Annotated in this window: 19 protein-coding genes and 1 pseudogene; 12 read left to right on the top strand and 8 right to left on the bottom strand. The window is 71.4% G+C overall.

All coding sequences use genetic code 11. The features are described from left to right. Nucleotides 1-43: 43 nt before the first annotated feature. The 3 genes from ACIA8X_RS36595 to ACIA8X_RS36585 form a co-directional block, all read right to left on the bottom strand. The gene (locus ACIA8X_RS36595; RefSeq protein WP_393458298.1) at nt 44-1,291 is read right to left on the bottom strand and encodes a DUF2637 domain-containing protein; all 1,248 of its coding nucleotides are present in this window, start codon (nt 1,289-1,291) and stop codon (nt 44-46) included. A 217-nt stretch (nt 1,292-1,508) separates the two neighbouring features. Continuing rightward, the gene (locus ACIA8X_RS36590; protein ID WP_399460104.1) at nt 1,509-2,402 is read right to left on the bottom strand and encodes a DUF3558 family protein; all 894 of its coding nucleotides are present in this window, start codon (nt 2,400-2,402) and stop codon (nt 1,509-1,511) included. Nucleotides 2,403-2,539: 137 nt separating this feature from the next. Continuing rightward, complete coding sequence (locus ACIA8X_RS36585) at nt 2,540-3,445, bottom strand: DUF3558 domain-containing protein (protein ID WP_393458304.1); 906 nt, start codon at nt 3,443-3,445, stop codon at nt 2,540-2,542. Nucleotides 3,446-3,661: 216 nt separating this feature from the next. On the opposite strand from ACIA8X_RS36585, the gene ACIA8X_RS36580 reads away from it, so the two are divergent. Then, complete coding sequence (locus ACIA8X_RS36580; protein ID WP_399460103.1) at nt 3,662-4,855, top strand: RtcB family protein; 1,194 nt, start codon at nt 3,662-3,664, stop codon at nt 4,853-4,855. A gap of 28 nt (nt 4,856-4,883) precedes the next feature. On the opposite strand, the gene ACIA8X_RS36575 is transcribed toward ACIA8X_RS36580, so the two are convergent. Together ACIA8X_RS36575 and ACIA8X_RS36570 are read right to left on the bottom strand one after the other, a co-directional pair. After that, nucleotides 4,884-5,030, bottom strand: coding sequence for a hypothetical protein (locus ACIA8X_RS36575; RefSeq protein ID WP_393458310.1), 147 nt, complete (start codon nt 5,028-5,030; stop codon nt 4,884-4,886). Further along, nucleotides 5,027-5,806 (bottom strand): SDR family NAD(P)-dependent oxidoreductase, encoded by a 780-nt coding sequence (locus tag ACIA8X_RS36570; protein WP_393458313.1) that lies wholly within the window; start codon nt 5,804-5,806, stop codon nt 5,027-5,029. Before ACIA8X_RS36570 ends, ACIA8X_RS36575 begins: the two co-directional genes overlap by 4 nt. A 136-nt stretch (nt 5,807-5,942) precedes the next feature. On the opposite strand from ACIA8X_RS36570, the gene ACIA8X_RS36565 reads away from it, so the two are divergent. Next, on the top strand, nt 5,943-6,371 hold the full coding sequence (locus ACIA8X_RS36565) for an ester cyclase (RefSeq protein ID WP_393458316.1): 429 nt from the start codon (nt 5,943-5,945) through the stop codon (nt 6,369-6,371). A gap of 12 nt (nt 6,372-6,383) precedes the next feature. Here ACIA8X_RS36565 and ACIA8X_RS36560 read toward each other — a convergent pair whose 3' ends face one another. Further along, the gene (locus ACIA8X_RS36560) at nt 6,384-6,719 is read right to left on the bottom strand and encodes a YnfA family protein (protein ID WP_393458319.1); all 336 of its coding nucleotides are present in this window, start codon (nt 6,717-6,719) and stop codon (nt 6,384-6,386) included. Between the two features lie 122 nt (nt 6,720-6,841). On the opposite strand from ACIA8X_RS36560, the gene ACIA8X_RS36555 reads away from it, so the two are divergent. Further along, nucleotides 6,842-7,321: a hypothetical protein gene (locus tag ACIA8X_RS36555; RefSeq protein WP_393458770.1), complete on the top strand. Its 480-nt coding sequence runs from the start codon at nt 6,842-6,844 to the stop codon at nt 7,319-7,321. Nucleotides 7,322-7,350: 29 nt separating this feature from the next. Here the strand turns inward: ACIA8X_RS36555 and ACIA8X_RS36550 are convergent, their stop codons facing one another. Then, complete coding sequence (locus ACIA8X_RS36550) at nt 7,351-7,776, bottom strand: winged helix-turn-helix transcriptional regulator (RefSeq protein WP_393458322.1); 426 nt, start codon at nt 7,774-7,776, stop codon at nt 7,351-7,353. Nucleotides 7,777-7,907: 131 nt separating this feature from the next. Here ACIA8X_RS36550 and ACIA8X_RS36545 point away from each other — a divergent pair, with 131 nt between their 5' ends. Next, on the top strand, nt 7,908-8,801 hold the full coding sequence (locus tag ACIA8X_RS36545) for an NADP-dependent oxidoreductase (RefSeq protein WP_393458325.1): 894 nt from the start codon (nt 7,908-7,910) through the stop codon (nt 8,799-8,801). A 36-nt stretch (nt 8,802-8,837) separates the two neighbouring features. Here the strand turns inward: ACIA8X_RS36545 and ACIA8X_RS36540 are convergent, their stop codons facing one another. Continuing rightward, complete coding sequence (locus ACIA8X_RS36540) at nt 8,838-9,686, bottom strand: DUF6597 domain-containing transcriptional factor (protein ID WP_399460102.1); 849 nt, start codon at nt 9,684-9,686, stop codon at nt 8,838-8,840. Between the two features lie 61 nt (nt 9,687-9,747). Between ACIA8X_RS36540 and ACIA8X_RS36535 the strand changes: the two genes are divergently transcribed. From ACIA8X_RS36535 to ACIA8X_RS36500, 8 genes and pseudogenes are all read left to right on the top strand, one after another. Beyond that, nucleotides 9,748-10,338: a TIGR03086 family metal-binding protein gene (locus tag ACIA8X_RS36535; RefSeq protein ID WP_393458331.1), complete on the top strand. Its 591-nt coding sequence runs from the start codon at nt 9,748-9,750 to the stop codon at nt 10,336-10,338. Nucleotides 10,339-10,766: 428 nt separating this feature from the next. Further along, nucleotides 10,767-11,835 (top strand): annotated as a pseudogene (locus ACIA8X_RS36530) (CE1758 family FMN-dependent luciferase-like monooxygenase). Beyond that, a complete protein-coding gene (locus ACIA8X_RS36525; RefSeq protein ID WP_393458334.1) occupies nt 11,832-12,422 on the top strand; it encodes a CE1759 family FMN reductase in 591 nt (196 codons plus the stop codon). The pseudogene ACIA8X_RS36530 and the gene ACIA8X_RS36525 overlap by 4 nt, the downstream one beginning before the upstream one ends. A gap of 143 nt (nt 12,423-12,565) precedes the next feature. Continuing rightward, nucleotides 12,566-13,312 (top strand): response regulator transcription factor, encoded by a 747-nt coding sequence (locus ACIA8X_RS36520; protein ID WP_393458337.1) that lies wholly within the window; start codon nt 12,566-12,568, stop codon nt 13,310-13,312. Then, nucleotides 13,313-14,734, top strand: a complete 1,422-nt coding sequence (locus tag ACIA8X_RS36515) for an ATP-binding protein (protein WP_399460101.1) — start codon at nt 13,313-13,315, stop codon at nt 14,732-14,734. Between the two features lie 79 nt (nt 14,735-14,813). Then, complete coding sequence (locus ACIA8X_RS36510) at nt 14,814-16,079, top strand: ArgE/DapE family deacylase (RefSeq protein ID WP_399460100.1); 1,266 nt, start codon at nt 14,814-14,816, stop codon at nt 16,077-16,079. 130 nt (nt 16,080-16,209) lie between these two features. Beyond that, nucleotides 16,210-18,147, top strand: coding sequence for a protein kinase (locus tag ACIA8X_RS36505; protein WP_399460098.1), 1,938 nt, complete (start codon nt 16,210-16,212; stop codon nt 18,145-18,147). Continuing rightward, nucleotides 18,144-19,064, top strand: coding sequence for an FHA domain-containing protein (locus tag ACIA8X_RS36500; protein WP_399460097.1), 921 nt, complete (start codon nt 18,144-18,146; stop codon nt 19,062-19,064). Before ACIA8X_RS36505 ends, ACIA8X_RS36500 begins: the two co-directional genes overlap by 4 nt. Nucleotides 19,065-19,149: the final 85 nt, after the last annotated feature.

The following is a 19,149-nucleotide window of genomic DNA, read 5'->3' as shown; positions in this document are numbered from 1 at the left end:
CCCGGTGTTCGCCGGGCGCCCCCCATCGTCGTACGGGTACGGGTTACGCGATGTGGTCCTCCTCCAGCTCCGCCGAGTGGCGCTGCTGGAAGCGCTCCGCGAGGGTCTTCAGCTCGCTCGGGCCCAGCGACACGCCGTAAGTCGCCTGGATGTTGTCGCCGAGCACACGGGGCGTGGGATAGCTGCCGTCTATGGACTGGCGGAAGACCTGGTAGTAGTCGTCCTCGTCCGGCTCCGGGGGTTCCGCGGGGCCGCCGCCCTCGCCCAGCTGGCGGGTGCGGTTGCCGGTCACGGGGATCGGGAAGGTGCCGGTGTCCTCCGGAGAGGGCTCCTGGACGGGGGGTTCCTCCTGGTACTGGTCCTGGTACTGCTCCGCCTGGAGCTGCTCCTGGTACCAGTCGTCGTAGTGCTCCTGGGGCTCGCGCGAGGGGTCGTAGCCGCCCTGGTACGCGACCTGGCGCGGCGTGTTGAACCAGTCCTGCACGTACTCCTGCTGCTCGGGGCCCGGGGCGCCGACCATCAGCTCAGGGCGCTCCTCGCGAGGGGGCGCCGGTTGCCGGGGGACCGGTGCCACGTCCGCTACGGGTGCCGCAGGCGCCACGGGTGCCACGTCCAGGGCCTGCTTGGGCGCCGGAGGCAGCAGTGCCGGCTCGATGCCCGCCGCCGCCAGGCCCGCCGGAGCCGTCTCCGCCAGCGGCACCCCGTACCGCGCCAGGCGCAGCGGCATCAAGGACTCCACCGGGGCCTTCCTGCGCCATCCGCGGCCGAAGCGGGAGCGCAGACGCGCCTGGTACACCAGGCGCTCCTGCTCCAGCTTGATGACCTGCTCGTAGGAGCGCAGCTCCCACAGCTTCATGCGGCGCCACAGGAGGAACGTCGGGAGGGGGGAGAGGAGCCAGCGGGTGAGGCGGACGCCCTCCATGTGCTTGTCGGCCGTGATGTCCGCTATGCGGCCGATCGCGTGGCGGGCCGCCTCCACCGCCACCACGAACAGGATCGGGATCACGGCGTGCATGCCCACGCCCAGCGGGTCCGGCCAGGCGGCCGCGCCGTTGAAGGCGATCGTCGCCGCCGTCAGCAGCCAGGCCGTCTGACGCAGGAGCGGGAACGGGATACGGATCCACGTCAGGAGCAGATCCAGGGCGAGCAGGACGCAGATACCCGCGTCGATGCCTATCGGGAAGACATAACTGAAGTTCCCGAAGCCCTTCTGGATGGCCAGCTCGCGGACGGCCGCGTACGAACCGGCGAAGCCGATGCCGGCGATGATCACGGCGCCGAACACGACCACACCGATGAGAATGCGATGCGTCCGAGTCAGCTGCGGTGGTGGCGCGGCCACTCGTACTCCCCTCCCAGTGCATGCTGTTGCGCGCAACAGGGTGGCACATCTGTGCGGCGTCCGGATTCACGCATGGCACGAGCCCGGTCCCTGGAGGGGGCCGGGCTCGTACAACAGGCGGGTCTGAGCTGCGCGTTGTGACACAGGGGTGGGGCAGGTGTGACGGTCAGCTCTTCTTCGACGCTGACTTGGACGGGGAGCTGGACGCCGCCTTCGAGGAGCTGCCGGACGGCGACTTCGAGGGAGACTTCGAAGCCGACTTCGAAGGGGTGCTGCTCGGCGTGCCCGCGCCGCCGCTGCCGTTCTCCTTCGTCACAGCGGCCACCGCCTCCTTGGCCGCCTTCTGCGCGAGCTTGTTCAGATCGTCCGCGCTCGGCGTCTTCTCACCGGCCAGACCGGCGCCGTTGTAGTCGAGCGTGACGACCACGTTCTCCACCCGGGCCACGACCGTCTCCTGCTTGAAGGCGCCCTCCTTCTTCTTCAGGTCGTAGCGCACCGCCGTCGCCTCGTCGCCCACCCCGTTGACCGGCTCCGACTTGACGTTCTTCGCGCCGCTCACCGCCCGGGCGTCCTCGACCTGCGTCTCGTAGTACTCCCGCGCCAGCTGGTTGCCCGAGCCGCGCGTGACGTCCGAGTCGAAGCGCAGCAGGGAGACGTTCAGCCAGCGGAACTGCGAGCCCTTCACGCCGTTGTTGTCGAGGCTGCTCCAGGAGCACGAGCTACGCGTCGAGGCGTCGTCCGACGACCCCTTCTTGCCCGACTTGGCCTTCGGGGCCAGAACCTCCAGCGTGTTCTTCGTCAGCACCTTGCACGGCTCGGGAAGCGCCTTGTACGCGACCGCCTGCACCGTCGGCGACGGGCTCGCCGACGACTCCGACGCCGACGCCTTCGCGCTGTCCCCGGCACCGGCGTCGTCCGAACCGGAGTCCGAGGAACAGCCCGAGGCGATCAGCATCACCGGGACGGCTGCCGCGCAGACAAGGACACGGCGCAGGCCCCTAGCCCACTGCTCGCGCTGGTCACGCCGGTCATGCTGGTCTCGCTCTGCTGCTCGCTGCATGGTTCCTTCACTCATGACTGACACTCGTGGTTCCTGCGGTCGGATCGGGTCCGAGGGGCCACGGTACGCGGTGAAGAAGGTGTGTGGTCTCGTTTCGGTTACGTCGCACACGGGCGCAGTGGGGCGGTCGAGGGGCGCTACTCCGCGAGTTCGTCCGCCAGTTGCGAAGCCAGATTCAGGGCCCTGTCCTGCATTTCCTCACTGTCCGGAACCGTGCCGACGGTCGCCGGCTGCTCCTCGTACACGATCCTCACGATCACGTTGGACGTGCGGAACGCCACAGTCACCGTGCGCTGCTGGGCCGTCGAACCGGAGCTGCTGAGCGCGTCGTCGAGGAAGGCCTCGTCACCGAGGTCGTCGAGAACGCGGGGCTGGAGCTCGACGGGGGTCGCGCCGTCGGTGGGGCTGGAGGAACCGGAGGTGGAGGGGGAGGTTGAGGCAGAGGACGAAGGGGATGAGCCGGACGTAGAGGGCGAATTGGGCGTCGAGGCCGAGGTCGAGGCGGAGGCCGACGCCGAGGGGGAGGACGAGCCGCTCGGGTCGCCGGAGGAGGCGCCCTCACTGTTGCCCTCACCGCTCTCCGAACTCGTCGGCTCCGGAAGGTCGGCGGCCTCCTGCTGGATCGCGAAGAGCTCCTGCGCCTCGCTGTCGTCGCTGACCGATGTGTCGTACGACACCACACGCTCGAAGTCGACGAAGAGATGGTCCGTGGCGTCCGCCGACTCGACCTTCCAACGGCAGCCGACCTTGCGGTCCGTGTCGTAGGTCAGCGTCGGCGTGCCCTCGTACGCCTTCTCGCGCTGCTCCTCGTCCGTGAGCTGCCTGATGCCGGGCAGCAACGCGTCGAGCGTCTCCTGGCCGGGCACTTCGCAGGCCTCGGGCAGCGTGGTGTACCGGCCGGGCTCGGCCGCCGCGGTCGCCGTACCCGAGTCGCCTGGGTTGGAGTCGTCGGTCGAACCGCCGCTGTCGGAACTGCCGGTGCAGCCGGCCAGCAGCGCCGCGAGGAGCGCGGCTACGCCGGGTACGTACGCCTTCCGCTGCACGGTCAGGCTCCTCTCGACGGTGGCTGTGTGGTCGGTGCGATGCCGGTGTTCCAGTGTCCCCGCTGGTTATTCGCTTGCTGCGCGGGGGCGTGCACTGGAGACAATGTGTATCGCACGCACTGCCGTGGACGCCGGTCCGTTGTCCCTTTTCATCGATCCTGGCGCCGGTTTTGCGATTTCAGACTTGTATGTGATTTCCGGGGGATAGAGGACGATATGTCGTACGTGGAGATGCCGGGCGCGAAGGTTCCGATCCGTATGTGGACCGACCCGGCGACGGTCGAGGACGTGGCCCTGCAGCAGCTGCGGAACGTCGCGACCCTGCCGTGGATCAAGGGCCTCGCTGTGATGCCGGACGTGCATTACGGGAAGGGGGCGACGGTCGGGTCCGTCATCGCGATGCAGGGGGCTGTGTGTCCTGCGGCGGTGGGGGTGGACATCGGGTGCGGGATGTCGGCGGTGAGGACGTCGCTGACGGCCAATGATCTGCCGGGGGATCTGTCGCGGCTGCGGTCGAAGGTCGAGCAGGCGATTCCGGTGGGGCGGGGGATGCATGACAGTCCCGTGGATCCGGGGCGGATGCATGGGTTCGCCACCGCGGGGTGGGATGAGTTCTGGGGGCGGTTCGACGGGATCGCGGACGCGGTCAAGTTCCGTCAGGAGCGGGCCGGGAAGCAGATGGGGACGCTGGGCAGCGGAAACCACTTTGTGGAGGTGTGCACCGATACGGACGGTTCCGTCTGGCTGATGCTGCACTCCGGTTCCCGGAACATCGGCAAGGAACTCGCGGAGTTCCACATCGGCGTGGCCCAGAAGCTCCCGCACAATCAGGGCCTGGTCGACCGCGACCTCGCCGTGTTCATCGCGGACACCCCGCAGATGGCGGCGTACCGCAACGACCTGTTCTGGGCGCAGGAGTACGCCAAGTACAACCGCACGATCATGATGGCGCTCCTGAAGGACGTGATCCGCAAGGAGTTCAAGAAGGCCAAGCCGACCTTCGAGCCGGAGATCAGCGCGCACCACAACTACGTGGCCGAGGAGCGCTACGAGGGCATGGACATGCTCGTGACCCGCAAGGGCGCGATCAGGGCCGGCTCCGGCGAGTACGGCATCATCCCGGGCTCAATGGGCACGGGGTCGTACATCGTGAAGGGCCTCGGGAACCCGATGTCCTTCAACTCGGCCTCGCACGGCGCGGGTCGGCGCATGAGCCGGAACGCGGCGAAGCGTCGCTTCTCGACGAAGGACCTGGAGGAGCAGACGCGGGGTGTTGAGTGCCGTAAGGACTCCGGTGTCGTGGACGAGATTCCGGGTGCGTACAAGCCGATCGAGCAGGTCATCGATCAGCAGCGGGACCTCGTGGAGGTCGTGGCGAAGCTGAAGCAGGTTGTGTGCGTGAAGGGCTGACGCCCACTGACACCCCGGCCCACGCTCCTCATTTCGGAGCGTGGGTCACCGCGTAGATCATGACGAACGCCACGATGTGGATGCCGAAGAGGAAGTAGGCGAGCCACCACCACATCTGGCGTTCGTCGTGCGGGTCCTTGCGGGGCGGGGCGCTGTTCTTGTCGCCGTCCGTCACTGAAGCTCCCTGTGGACCTTGGTGTTGGACGCCTGGGCGCGGGGGCGGACGACGAGGAGGTCGATGTTGACGTGGCTGGGGCGGGTGACCGCCCAGGTGACGGTGTCGGCGACGTCGTCGGCGGTGAGGGGCTCGGTGACGCCCTCGTAGACCTTTGCCGCCCTGTCCGTGTCGCCGGCGAAGCGGGTCAGGGCGAACTCGTCCGTCTTGACCATGCCGGGGGCGATCTCGATGACGCGGACCGGGCGGCCGACGATCTCCAGGCGGAGGGTCTCGGCGAGGACGTGGGCGCCGTGCTTGGCGGCGACGTAGCCCGCGCCGCCCTCGTAGGTGCCGTGGCCGGCGGTGGAGGAGATGACGACGATCGTGCCGTCGCCGCTCGCGTCCAGCTTCGGGAGCAGGGCCTGGGTGAGGTTCAGGGTGCCGATGACGTTCGTCTCGTACATCGTGCGCCAGTCGGCGGGGTCGCCGGTGGCCACCGGGTCGGCGCCGAGTGCGCCGCCCGCGTTGTTGACCAGGACGCCGATCGTCTTGAAGGCCAGGGCGAACTCGTCGACCGCGGCGCGGTCGGTGACGTCCAGTTGGTACGGCGTCGCCGAGTGGCCGGCCGCGTTGATCTCCTCGGCCAGTGCCTCGATGCGGTCCTTGCGGCGGGCGGTCAGGACGACCCGGTAGCCGGCCGCGGCGAGCTGTCGTGCCGTGGCGGCGCCGATTCCGCCGCTCGCGCCCGTGACGACGGCGATGCGGGAGGCGGCGGACGGTGCGGCGGTGGGCATGGCTGCTCCTCGGTGCGTGATCGTGCGGGCTCGTGGGTGCTTGTGCGTGCTTGTGCGTGATCGAAAGCCTGTCCGGCCAGGATAGGTGGGCGGTGGGAGAATGAGGGGGGTGGTTCTCCACTACGGGAGGTGGATCATGGGACAGGCACGTGAGGTCATGGACCGGCTCACCGAAGCGATCACCACGGCAGACCCCGAAACCATCGCCGAGCTGTACGCGCAGGACGCGGTCGCCGTCACCCCCGACGGCGGGGAGCTCCATGGGCGGGACGACATCGCTACGTACTGGCGTCAGATGACGGAGGCGGTACCCGACGGCTCCTACGAGTCGGTGCACTCGTACGAGGTCGGCAACACGGCCATCGACGAGGGCATCTTCAGCGGCCGGAACACGGGGCCGATCCAGTTGCCCACGGGGGAGACGCTGGCCCCGACGCAGAAGGAGATCAGGATCCGCGGGGTGGACTTCGCCACCGTCGACGCCAGCGGACACATCGTCGACTACCGGCTCTACTTCGACGAGATGGACTTCCTCGGGCAGCTGGGACTGCTGCCGCCGACCTGAGCCCTGACGGGATCAGTTTCCTCGCGGCGCGTACATGATCACCGCCATGCCCGCGAGGCAGATCAGCGCGCCCGTCACGTCCCAGCGGTCGGGGCGGTAGCCGTCCGCGACCATGCCCCAGGCGAGGGAGCCGGCGACGAAGACGCCGCCGTACGCGGCGAGGATGCGGCCGAACTCGGCGTCGGGCTGGAGCGTGGCGACGAAGCCGTAGGCGCCCAGCGCCATGACGCCCGCGCCGATCCACAGCCAGCCGCGGTGCTCGCGCACGCCCTGCCAGACCAGCCAGGCGCCGCCGATCTCGAAGAGGGCGGCGACGGCGAAGAGGGCGGCGGAGCGGAGGACGAGCATGGCCGTCAGCTTCGCATGCCCTCACGTGAGCCTTCGCGTCACCTGTTGGACGGCGCCTGCCGGGCGCTCCGCGTGGGATACATCCGTACGACCACGTGGAGTGAGGAGTGGGAGTGGGCGCTATGCGGCGGATGCGGGTGGCTGCGGTGTGCGGTGCGGCCGTGCTGGCGACGGTCGGTGGGGTGGCCTCGGACGCCGGGGCGGTGGGTGGGCCCGAGCCGGGTCTCGCCTATCACGGGTCGGTGGCCCTGGCCGCCGGGCAGGTCGACGTACGGTTCGCGCCGCACCAGCACAAGCCGGCCGCGGCGGCGGGCGCGCAGGTGACGGTGCTGCTGCGCTGGTCGGTGCCGCTGGCGGACCGGCAGGAGCTGCCGCGGGGGTGCGTGCGGGCGCAGCCGCAGGCGGTGATGTGCCGGGTCGGGGGGCCGGACGCGGACGGGGTGGGGCAGCGGGTCGGGTTGCGGGTACGGCTGCAGGGGGCGCCGTCGGAGGTGCTGATGGAAGTCGGCACCTTGCGGAGCGGTCAGCAGCTCGATGAGCAGGCCGGGCAGGGGCAGCAGCGGGTGCTCGTGCTGGACACGGGGGACACGTACTACTTCTGACCGGGTCCTGCTGCTCCTGGCTGGTCCCGCTACTTCTGACTGTTCCCGACGTCGTTCGTGTCCTCGGCGTCGTAGTGCTCGCGGGCCTCGCGTACCTCGTCGAAGTGGGTCTCCGCCCAGTCCTTCACCGCGGTCAGCAGCCGGGCCAGGTCGTCGCCCAGCGCGGTGAGTTCGTAGTCGACGCGGACCGGGACGGACGGGGTGACGGCGCGGGTGAGGAGGCCGTCGCGTTCCAGTGAGCGCAGGGTCTGGGTCAGCATCTTGGGGCTGACGCCGGCGATCTTGCGGCCGAGGTCGCTGTAGCGCATGGGGCCGGGGGCGAGGGCGGCGAGGACGAGGCAGACCCACTTGTTGCTGATGCGCTCCATGAGCTGGTTGGTGGGGCAGCCCTTGAGGAACGCGTCGTACTCCATGCGGGCCTGCTCGCGGCGCTGTGCCGCCGTCATGGTCGCCATGGCTCACCTCCGGGGTCCATACGCACTCTCGGGTAACTACTTACCTTTCGATAGTAACTCTTCCTAGGGTTGTCGCAGTAGCGGGGTGAATGCCCCGGAATGAGATGAATGCTCTGGGATGGAGATGTGTCATGCGTGCTGCTGTGGTGTCGATGTTCGGTGGGCCCGAGGTCGTTGAGGTCGTGGAGACCGCGGTGCCGGAACCGGGGGCGGGACAGATACGGATCAAGGTCGCGGCAGCCTCGCTGAATCCGGCGGACGCGGGGGTGCGGTCCGGGGTCTTCGGGGGTGCGGGGCGGCAACTCGGTCTTGGCTGGGACGTGGCCGGCACCGTGGACGCGATGGGGGACGCCGGGGGTGCGTGGCGTGTGGGGGACGAGGTGGTGGCGCTGGACGCCGGGCTGATGAAGCCGTTGGGCACGCATGCCGAGTATGTCGTCGTGGACTCGGGTGCGGTGGCGGCGGCGCCGAGGACGGTCGGGGCGGTGGCCGCGGCGACACTGCCGCTGAACGCGCTGACCGCCGTACAGGCCCTGGATCTGCTGGAGTTGGCGCCGGGGCGGTCGCTGGTGGTGACGGGGGCCGCGGGGGCGGTCGGCGGGTACGCCGTGCAACTCGCCGTGCGGCGCGGGGTGTCGGTGACCGGGGTGGCCCGGGAGGGGGACGAGGAGCTCGTACGGTCGCTGGGGGCGGGGGAGTTCGTGAGCGGTGGGGTGGCTGCGGGGAGCGTCGACGCGGTGCTGGATGCGGCGGTGCTCGGGGAGTCCGCGTTGGCGTGGGTGCGGGACGGGGGTGCGTATGCGGGGGTCATTCCGCAGGCGCAGCCCGGTTCTGTGCGGGGGGTGCGGACCGGTGCGGTCGAGGTGAGTGCCGATGGGGGGCGGCTGGCCGAGTTGGTGCGGCTGGTGGATGAGGGGGTGCTGACGACTCGGGTGGCCGAGACGTTTGCGCTGGAGGACGCCGCCAAGGCGCATGCGCGGCTGGCGGAGGGTGGGGTTCGGGGGCGGTTGGTGCTGGTGCCTTGAGGTGGGGTGCGGCTGTCCGCAGCCACGCACGTCGGGTCACTCCACCCCTTGTGCGTACGCCGCGGGCGGCACCCCCACCGTCCTCGTGAAGTCCCGGATCAGGTGGGCCTGGTCGGCGTAGCCGAGGTCGTTGGCGAGGGTGGCCCAGTCGGTGCCGGTGCCGGTGCCGGTGTCAGTGTCAGTGTGGGTGGTGGCGTGGGCCAGGGCCTCGTGGATCCGGAAGCGGAGGATGACCCACTTCGGGCTGACCCCGACGTAGGCCGAGAAGAGGCGTTGCAGGGAACGTACCGACATGTTCTGCCAGTCGGCGAAGTCGGCCACGCGGCGCACGGTGCGGTCGGTGCGGATGTGCTGGACGAGGGTCGTGGCGAGGTCGGCCTGGGGGTCCGGGACGCAGGGGAGGGAGAGGAGGAAGGTGTCGAGGGCGGCGACGCGGGCGTGGTCGTCGGCGGGGGTGACGATCCCGTGGGCGATGTCGGCCGTGGCCTGCGGGAGGACTTCCCCGGCGGGCAGCGCCTCGCCGGTCCAGCGGGACACCGGCACCCCGGGGACGTACGGCCGGAAGCCGCCTGGCCGGAACTTCACCCCGCAGACCCGGCCGCGTCCGGTCAGCTTGCGGGTGAAGAGGCCGAGGGCGACTCCGGTGACCTCGCAGTAGGGCGGCGCTCCCTCCTCGTCGGCCCCGTCCCACTGGAAGGTGAGGTTGACGGACGGGTGCGGGACCACGTGGGAGGCGTACGGCTCGGGCAGGTCCCAGTCGATGAGCCAGTACCACTCGACGTACCGGCGCAGCGGCTCGGCGGGCTCGTGGCGGCGGAACCGTACGCGGTTCAGCAGTCCGGCCGGGTCGACGATCCCGCGGGTGTCGTGGCGGGGTGCCTCCATGGCCGGATCGTACGTCGCGTTTCTTCAAGAAGGCAGCGGCGGGCGTCCCTACGGTCGGGGCATGGACACGAACTCTGTGCGGACGTACGGCATCGGTGAACTGCTGGGCATGGCGCGCGAGCGGGCGGTTCCGGTGGTCCGGGGGATCCCGGATGCCGCCCTCTCCGCTCCCACGCCCTGTGCCGAGTACGACGTGAAAGCCCTGGTCAATCACCTCTTCCAGGTGATCGTGCAGTTCCAGCGGCTGGCCGCGAAGGGGGCGTCCGACTTCGGTGAGACGCCCGACCGGGTCGCCGGGAGCCCCGACTGGCGCGAGCGGCTCGCGGACGAGGCGGACCGACTGGTGGCGGCGTGGTCCGCGCCGGGTGCCGAGGAGGGGACGACCGGCGGGATGAACATGCCCGCGCGGCTGGTCGGTGCGATGGCGCTGCTCGATCTGACCGTCCATGTGTGGGACCTGGCGCGCGCGACGGGCCAGGACTACCCGGGTGCCGACGAGGCGGTCGTGGCGGAGCTGGCCGGCGCGGTGGACGAGCTTGCGCCGACGGCCCGGAAGATGGGGGTGTTCGGGGAGCCGGTGCCGGAGGTCGAGGACGCGTCGGCCTTCGAGCGGCTGCTTGCGCGGACGGGTAGGGATCCGCGCTGGGGATAGTTCCGGGCCTGCCGGGATCAGTGCCGGGTCGGGATCCGTACGGGGTGTGAGGGCCCCCGGTCGCCCGGCGGCGATCCCTGCGTGGGCGGGTCCCGGTACCGCCGGGATCCGCCCAGGACGTGTCCGGCGCCGCCGAGACCGCCGGGGACCATGCCGCTGGGCCCGCGAGAGGCCAAGCCGCCGGGCCCGCCAGGGATCCGCCCAGGACGTGTCCGGCGCCGCCGGAACCCGCCGGGAATGCTCACCGACCGGTCCCCGAGCGGGCGATGGTTCCCGGCAGCGGTCTCCGCATGGGCAAGGTCCCAGGCCCGAAAAGGGATCTGCCCGGGACCGCCGGGCCCTGTCGCAGATCTGCCGGGAATACCCCCCGCTCCCTCCCCGTTCTCCAGCTATAGTTGAACGGTCAACAACCTGGAGGATGAGCGACCCTGCAGTTCGGGATCTTCAGCGTCGGCGATGTCGCGCCGGACCCCACGACGGGCCGTACGCCGAGCGAGCGCGAGCGCATCAAGGCCATGGTCGCCATCGCGCCGAAGGCCGAGGAGGTCGGGCTCGACGTCTTCGCGACCGGGGAGCACCGCAATCCGCCGTTCGTGCCGTCGTCGCCGACGACCATGCTCGGGTACATCGCGGCGCGGACGGAGAGGCTGATTCTCTCCACCTCCACCACCCTCATCACCACCAACGACCCGGTGAAGATCGCCGAGGACTTCGCGATGCTCCAGCACCTGGCCGACGGGCGGGTGGATCTGATGATGGGCCGCGGGAACACCGGCCCGGTCTACCCCTGGCTCGGCCAGGACATCCGGCAGACGTCAACCTCGCCATCGAGGGCTACGTAATGCGATGATGTGGTGACGTGGAGTTGTGATAGCGTGCCATTGCTCCGCTCGGAGCGTCGCGGCAGGGCCTGCCGGAGGGGTGACATCGCGTCAGCGGTCGAGCGCTCGTGAACCTCAGCCCTTGGGCTGGAATCCTCTCGCTCCGGCGAGGGGGGGGGTCAAAACAACATCTTCTGGCCCCCGCCGAAGGGGGAAAGCGCCCAAGGGCCGAGCTGTATAGGACCCTTCAGCGCACATCAGGACGGGCACGCCCCGGCAGACAATAGTCGGCCGGGGCGTCCCCGTGTTCATGCGCCGCAACTCCCACGAAGCGATCCGTGAGTTCCGGCCCTACTTCGACGTCGCGCCCGTGTACGGGAACGGGCCGTCGCTGGAGGACTTCATGGACCAGACCCCGCTGACGGGCGGCTCCCCTCAGCAGGTCATCGAGAAGACCCTGGCCTTCCGCGAGTACGCCGGCGACTACCAGCGCCAGCTGTTCCTCGTCGACCACGCCGGGCTGCCGCTGAAGACCGTGCTGGAGCAGATCGACCTGCTCGGCGAGGAGGTCGTGCCGGTGCTGCGCAAGGAGTTCGCGGCGCGGCGTCCCGCGGGTGTGCCGCAGGCGCCGACCCACGCTTCGCTCAAGGCCGCTCAGGAGGTGACCGTCGCATGAGGCTCGTCGTCGTGTCCGCGGGGCTGAGTGTCCCGTCCTCCACGCGGCTGCTGGGTGATCGGCTGGCGGCGGCGGTGGGCCGGGAGGCCGCGGTGGAGGTAGAGGTCGTCGAGCTGCGCGAGCTCGCCGTCGAGATCGCGCACAACTTCACGAACGGGTTCCCGGGACGGCAGCTCTCCGCCGCGATCGACGCCGTGACCGGGGCCGATGGGCTGATCGTGGTCACGCCGGTGTTCTCGGCGTCGTACAGCGGGCTCTTCAAGTCGTTCTTCGACGTGATCGACAAGGACGCGCTCGCGGGCCTGCCCGTGCTGATCGCCGCGACCGGCGGAACGGCCCGGCACTCCCTGGTCCTGGAGCACGCCCTGCGTCCGCTCTTCGCCCACCTGCGGGCCGTCGTCGTCCCGACCGGCGTGTACGCCGCCTCGGAGGACTGGGGTGCGGCGGGGCTGGACGGGCGGATCGAGCGGGCCGCGGGGGAGCTGGTGGGGTTGATGGCCGGTCGGCCTGCGAAGAAGGGGCCGGCGACAGAGGTCGTGCCGTTCGCGGAGCAGCTGGCGGCACTCTCCAGCCCGTCCGGCGTCTGAGGACAAGGCCCCTTCAGGGCCGGAGCAGGGGCCCGGGGGCGGCAGCCCCCGGGCGGCTCCGTGAGGGTGAGAGCCCAGTAAGAAGGGTGATCGTATGTCCCTCATCACGGCTCAACCGCCGGAGGCCTTGGCAGTATGAACCCGTGCCCCAGACTGTTCTCCTCGCCGAAGACGACCGCGCCATCCGCAACGCGCTGGAGCGCGCGCTGACGCTGGAGGGCTACCAGGTCACCGCGGTCGCCGACGGCGTCGAGGCGCTGGCGCAGGCCCACCGGACGCCGCCGGACGTGCTCCTGCTCGACGTGATGATGCCCGGCATCGACGGACTTCAGGTCTGCCGGGTGCTGCGCGCCGAGGGCGACCGCACCCCGATCCTGATGCTGACGGCGCTCGTGGAGACCCAGGACCGGATCGCCGGCCTGGACGCGGGCGCCGACGACTACGTCGTGAAGCCCTTCGACGTCGAGGAGGTCTTCGCCCGGCTGCGCGCCCTGCTGCGCCGCACCAGTGAGGCGAACGGCCCCCTCGCCGGCGTACCGAAGCAGGCCCCTGAGACCCCCGAGACGCCCGGGATGCCCGGGCCGGCCGACCGGCTGATCCAGGCGGCCGGGCTGCGGATGGACCCGCAGGCGCGCCGCGCGTGGCGGGGCGTGCGGGAGCTGGAGCTGACGCGGACCGAGTTCGAGCTGCTGGAGCTGCTGGTGCGCAATGCCGGCATCGTCCTGGACCACTCCACCATCTACGACCGCATCTGGGGCTACGACTTCGGCCCCGGCTCCAAGAACCTCGCCGTCTACGTCGGCTACCTGCGCCGCAAGCTCGACGAGCCGGGCGCGCCGCAGCTGATCCACACGGTGCGCGGGGTGGGTTACGTGCTGCGGGAGGACTGAGTGGGCTCGGTCCGCCGTCGGCTCGGGCGCCTGCTGACGGGTCGGCGCAGGACGGGACTCGGCACCACCTTCGCCCTGTCCTTCGCGGCCGTGACCGCCGTGGTCACGGTCCTGGTCGGCTTGCTGTCGTACACCGCCGCCGCCCGGCTGGTGCGGGTGGACCAGGAATCCGTGTTCGACGAGGTCGTACAGGATCTGCGGGGCGAGGTGCGGCAGCGGCCGATGGCCCCGGAGGACTTCTCGTCGTCCGCGCCCGGGCACGATCTCGTACGGCCTGCCCGCACCGATGTGCAGGTGCTGGGCCCGGACGGTGCAGTCGTCGACCCCGGGCGGCCGGGGCTGCCGGTCACGGCCGGCGACCGGCGGATCGCGGCGGACGCGACGGCCGGGCGGATGGTCCAGTACAAGGACGTCGGCGTCGGCAGCGACGTCTACCGCGTCGCGACCGTCGCGCTCGGCGGCGGGCGGGGCGCGGTGCAGGTGGCGCAGGAGTTCAGCGACACCGAGGACCTGCTGCGGGCGCTCCAGCAGCGGACGCTGCTGCTGATGGCGGCCGTGGTCACCCTCGCGGGACTCTTCGGCTGGTGGCTGGCCCGGCGCATCACCCGCCGCCTGGTCGTCCTCACCGCCGCCGCCGAGGACGTCGCCCGCACCCGGCGGCTCGGAATCCAGGTACCGGTCACCGGATACGACGAGGTGGGCCGCCTGGGCCGGGCCTTCGACCGCATGCTGGGGCGGCTGGCGCAGTCGGAGGAGGACCAGCGCAGGCTGGTGCAGGACGCGGGGCATGAACTGCGTACGCCGTTGACCTCACTGCGTACGAACATCTCCTTGCTGCGGCGCATTGACGAGCTGCCTCCCGCCACCCGCGACGAACTGGTGGCCGACCTGGGCCAGGAGGCCCGCGAACTCACCGATCTCGTCAACGAGTTGGTCGATCTGGCGGCCGGGCAGTCCGACACCGGGCCGGTCCAGCGGGTGGACCTCGCCGAGATCGCCGAGGACGTCGCGGGGCTGGCACGGCGGCGTACGGGACGGCGGATCCAGGTCCGGGCGAGCGGTGAGACGACGACGGACGGACGGCCGGGGATGCTCCAGCGCGCGGTGACCAACCTCGTCGAGAACGCGGCGAAGTTCGACCGCGACGGCACCGCGCCGATCGAGATCAACGTCGCCGGTCCCGCCCGGCCGGGGACGGTGCGCGTCGAGGTCCTCGACCGGGGGCCCGGTATCGCCGAGGACGATCTGATCCGGGTCTTCGACCGCTTCTACCGCGCCGCCGACGCGCGGTCGCTGCCCGGGTCGGGGCTCGGGCTGTCGATCGTGCGGGAGGTGGCGCTGTCGCACGGGGGAGCGCCGTTCGCCATCCGGCGGGACGGGGGCGGGGCGGTGATCGGGTTCACGGTGGGGGGTTCCGCGTAGGGCGGCTTCGCTCCCCGTTCTCCCCGGGTATGGGTGACTATCGGGTCGGTGACCCGTGGGCGAGGGGAGGAACGTCATCGTGCTGAGTGACGTGGAGGGCGCCGTCCTGGCGGAGATCGACGAGGCCTGGATCGGACGCACGCTGCTGGAGCTGATCGCGGTGCCGAGCGTGACCGGGAGCGCGGCCGAGTCGGAGCTTCAGCAGCTGCTGGCGGGGCGGCTGGAACGGCTCGGGCTGGCGGTCGACCTGTGGTCCATGGACCTGGACGAGCTGCGCGCACAACCCGACTTCCCGGGGGCGGAGACGGAGCGCGAGGAGGCCTGGGGGCTCGTCGGAGTGACGCCGGACGGTGGCGACGGGCCGACCTTCGTCCTCCAGGGCCACGTGGACGTCGTACCGCCCGGGGATCCGGACGCCTGGGACGGCGATCCGTTCGTGCCCAGGGTGACCGGCGATGTCGTACACGGCCGGGGCGCCTGTGACATGAAGGCCGGCCTGGTGGCCCACCTCGCCGCGCTCTCCGCGCTGCGGGCCGCCGGGGTGCGGCTGCGCGGGCGCGTCGGCGTGCACTTCGTCGTGGGCGAGGAGGACGGCGGCCTCGGCGCCTTCGGCACGCTGCGGCGGGGCCACCGGGGCGACGTCTGCGTCATCACCGAGCCGACGGGCGGCACCCTCGTCACCGCCAACGCCGGCGCGCTGACCTTCCGCATCGCCGTGCCCGGCCTGGCGGCGCACGGCAGCGCACGGGATCAGGGCGTGAGCGCGATCGACGCGTACCTGCCGCTGCACCGGGCACTGGCGCGGTTGGAGGCCGAGCGCAACCGGGACCCGCATCCCCTGATGGCCGAGCATCCGATCCCGTACGCCCTGTCGGTGGGGACGGTCCGCGCCGGGGACTGGGCGAGCAGCGTGCCCGATCTGCTGGTCGCGGAGGGACGGTTGGGGGTACGGCTGGGCGAGGACCCGGCGCAGGCACGCGCGGCCTTCGAGCGGTGCGTGGCGCAGGCGTGCGCCGACGATCCGTGGCTGCGGGACCATCCGCCGACCGTGACCTGGCCCGGCGGGCAGTTCGCCAGTGGGCGGCTGCCGGAGGGCCATCCGCTGCCGGAGGTGATCCGGGGTGCGTACGGCGACGCCGTGGGAGCCGGGGGGTTGCGGGAGTGCGGGGCGCCGTACGGGAGTGATCTGCGGTTGTACACGGGGGCGGGCATCCCGACGCTGCAGTTCGGGCCGGGGGACATCCGGGTGGCGCACAGCGCGCGGGAGAGGGTGTCGGTCGCCGAGGTGGTGGAGGTGGCGCGGACGGTGGCGGTGACGGTGCTGCGGACGGTCGGGACGAAGTGAGGCCGGGTGCGGCGAGCGGAGGGGAGGGGAGGAGGCCGGTCGGGGCCCCAAGGGGGGGTCCTGTGCTCGTCCGTATGAAGTCCCGTGAAAACAGTCACTGTTGGACCACCGCTCCGTACACTCCGTGACCGTGTTGACGCTACGGGCCGGGCACGAGGTCGCCGGCCGCTACCTCCTTCAGGAACCCATCGGTCGCGGCGGAATGGGCGTGGTGTGGCGGGCCTGGGACGAGACGCTGAGGCGGACCGTCGCGGTCAAGTGCGCGCGCCCGGACGACGAACAGGCCGCCCGGAGACTGAAGAAGGAGGCGCAGTACGCGGCGCGGCTGCACCATCCGAACATCGTGCCGGTCTTCGACTTCGTCGAGGATGAGGGGCCGGACGGGACGGCCGGCGGCGAGGCCGCCTGCTGGATCGTCATGGAGTACGTCCCCTCCCGCAGCCTCGCCCAGGTCGTGAAGGACAGCGGCCTGCTCTCGCCCGAGGACGCCGGCTCGGTCGGCAGCCAGATCGCGGCCGCGCTGGCGAAATCCCACTCCATGGGCGTGGTGCACGGCGACGTCACCCCGGAGAACGTCCTGGTCACCGAGGACGGCGTCGCCCGGCTGACCGACTTCGGGATCGCCCGCGCGCTGTGGAGCGACGTCACGCAGACGCACACGATCACGTCGGGCGTGGTGCGCGGCAAGCCCAAGTACCTGGCGCCCGAACTGGCCAAGGGGCGGCCCGCCGACGAGAAGGCCGACGTGTTCTCCCTCGGCGCCAGCCTGTTCGCGGCCGTCGAGGGGCAGTCGCCGTACGGCGAGGCCGAGCACCCCATGGCCTACGTCGCCCGAGCAGTCGAGGGGCACCTCGAACCCGCTGAGCGGGCCGGACTGCTCACCGCCCCGCTGGCCGCGCTGCTGGAGCCGGACTCCCGGCGCCGCCCCGACGCCGTCGAGGCGCACCGGCTGCTGACCCGGGCCGCCCCACCGCCCCCGGACCTCCAGGGCAGGCTGCCCGACCGCCCCACCCCGCACCTCGCCTCGCTCACCCTGCGGCTGCCGCGTGCCGTACGGCGTCGGCGGCGGCCCCTGGCGATCACGGCGGGGGCGCTGGTCGCGGCGGCCGCCGTCACGGCCGGGATCATCGGCCTCACGGCGGGCGGCGACGCGCGCGAGAAGGGCCAGGCGTCCGACGCGAAGCCCTCCGCCACGGTCACCGCGCAGGCCGGCGCGATCGGCGACGTCACCACCGCCGACCCCTGCGAGCTGCTCGACGCCGCCTCGCTGAGCCGCTTCGGGGACACCGAACTCGACCCGGACTACGGCGAGTTGGACCGCTGTGACGTGCTGCTGCTGAGCGACGACGGGGACGAACTCGCCGGCGTCGAGGTCAACTTCCTGAGCGAGGCCCGGGAGTTCGACGGCAGTGTGCCGGTCCGCCGGGTCGGCAACATCGAGATCGCGAGCATGACGCGGGACGGCGACGACTGCGAGCGGTACATCGCCACCTCCGATCGCCGGGGGATCGTGGTCATCGGGAAGCGGCGGGAGGTCGACGCGCCCGACCCCTGCGCCCTGGCGGACGCCGCCACCGACCACGCGGTCACGGTGCTGGACCGGGGCCCGGTGCCCCGGCGCCCGGCGTCGTGGCCCGCCACCTCCCTGGCCCGGCTCAACGCCTGCGCGCTGCTCGACACCGCCGCGCTCAAGCGGGTGCCGGACCTGCGGACCCGGCCGTCGGACCACGGTTTCGCCGACTGGACCTGCGAATGGGCGAGCCCGGACGGCGACCGGGCCTTTGTGCGGCTGGCGTTCAACCGGGACAATCAGCCGGAGGACAACGGGCGGCCGACACGTATCGCCGGGACGACGACGTACGTCGCACCGGACGACGAGGGTGACCGCAGCTGCGCCGTGTACGCGCCGCACCGCACCTACACCAACTCCGTCGGCGACCCGACGGTCGAACTGTTCCGGCTCACCGTGCACGGGCAGCGGCCCACCGAGAAGGAGTGCGCCATGGCCGAGGCGCTGACGGCCACCGCGCTGAAGAACATCGCCGAGCAACTCCCGGAGGGGACATGACCGTCGGTCGTACCGGACCCGTTCCCCCGGGTCGTACCGGACCCGTTCCCCCGGGTCGTACAGGATCCGTTCCCGCGGGTCGTACGGGTTCCGTTCCCGCGGGACGCACCGGACCCGTCCCCGCCGGCCACGCACGGGCCCTCCCCGACGGCCGCGCCCTGCCCCCCACCTACGGCAGCCTCGCCCGCGGCGCCTCCGCCCTCGTGCCCGGCACGCTCTTCGCCCTCGCGCTCGGCGGCGGTATGACGCTGGGTCCCGGCGAGGGCCGCGAGGTGCTGTTCGGGCGCAACCGGCCCGAGGTGCACGTCTGTTTGGGCGAGGACGACCCGCAGGTCAGCCGCCACCAGGGCACGCTCACCCACCGCGACGGGCGCTGGTGGGTGAGCAACACCGGGCGCCTGCCCATCCGTTGCTCGGGGGGCCGGCTGCTGTTCCGGGGTGAGGAGCCGCTGCCCCTGGACACCGGCTACACCCCGCTGTTCATCGGCGGTTCGCGGGGCCGCGAGCATCTGCTGGAGGTCTTCGTCACCGACTCCGAGGGCGGCCACCGGGCGCCGAGGCACGAGGACGTCACCAGGCCGCCGAGGGTGTGGACGCTCACCGACCAGGAGCGGCTCGCCCTCGTCGCCCTCGGCCGCCGGTATCTGCTGCACGAACCCCGCCCACAGCCCCTGACCTGGCGGCAGACCGCCGCTCTGCTGGCCGAGGTGCGGCCCGCCGAGAACTGGACGGACAAACGCGTCGAGCACCTCGTCAACGGCGTGCGCATGCGGCTGTCCCACGACGGGGTGCCCGGGCTGACCCGCGAGGAGGTCGGCGAACCCGTCGGCAACGCGCTCAACGACCACCTGATCCGGGCGCTGATGGCGTCGACGACGCTGGTGCCGATGGACCTGGTGGTGATCGACGGGGCGTGACGGGTGGGCGTGGCGCCGATCGACGGTCGGCATCGACGAGTCGTCGCGGCCGGGCCAAGTGGGACCGGAACCGGCCGGGCCATGT

It is taken from the genome of Streptomyces sp. NPDC051738, from assembly GCF_044453205.1.
GTDB lineage: Bacteria > Actinomycetota > Actinomycetes > Streptomycetales > Streptomycetaceae > Streptomyces.
Note: the sequence above shows the minus strand (reverse complement) of the source record. Positions and strands in the feature narration are given on the sequence as shown.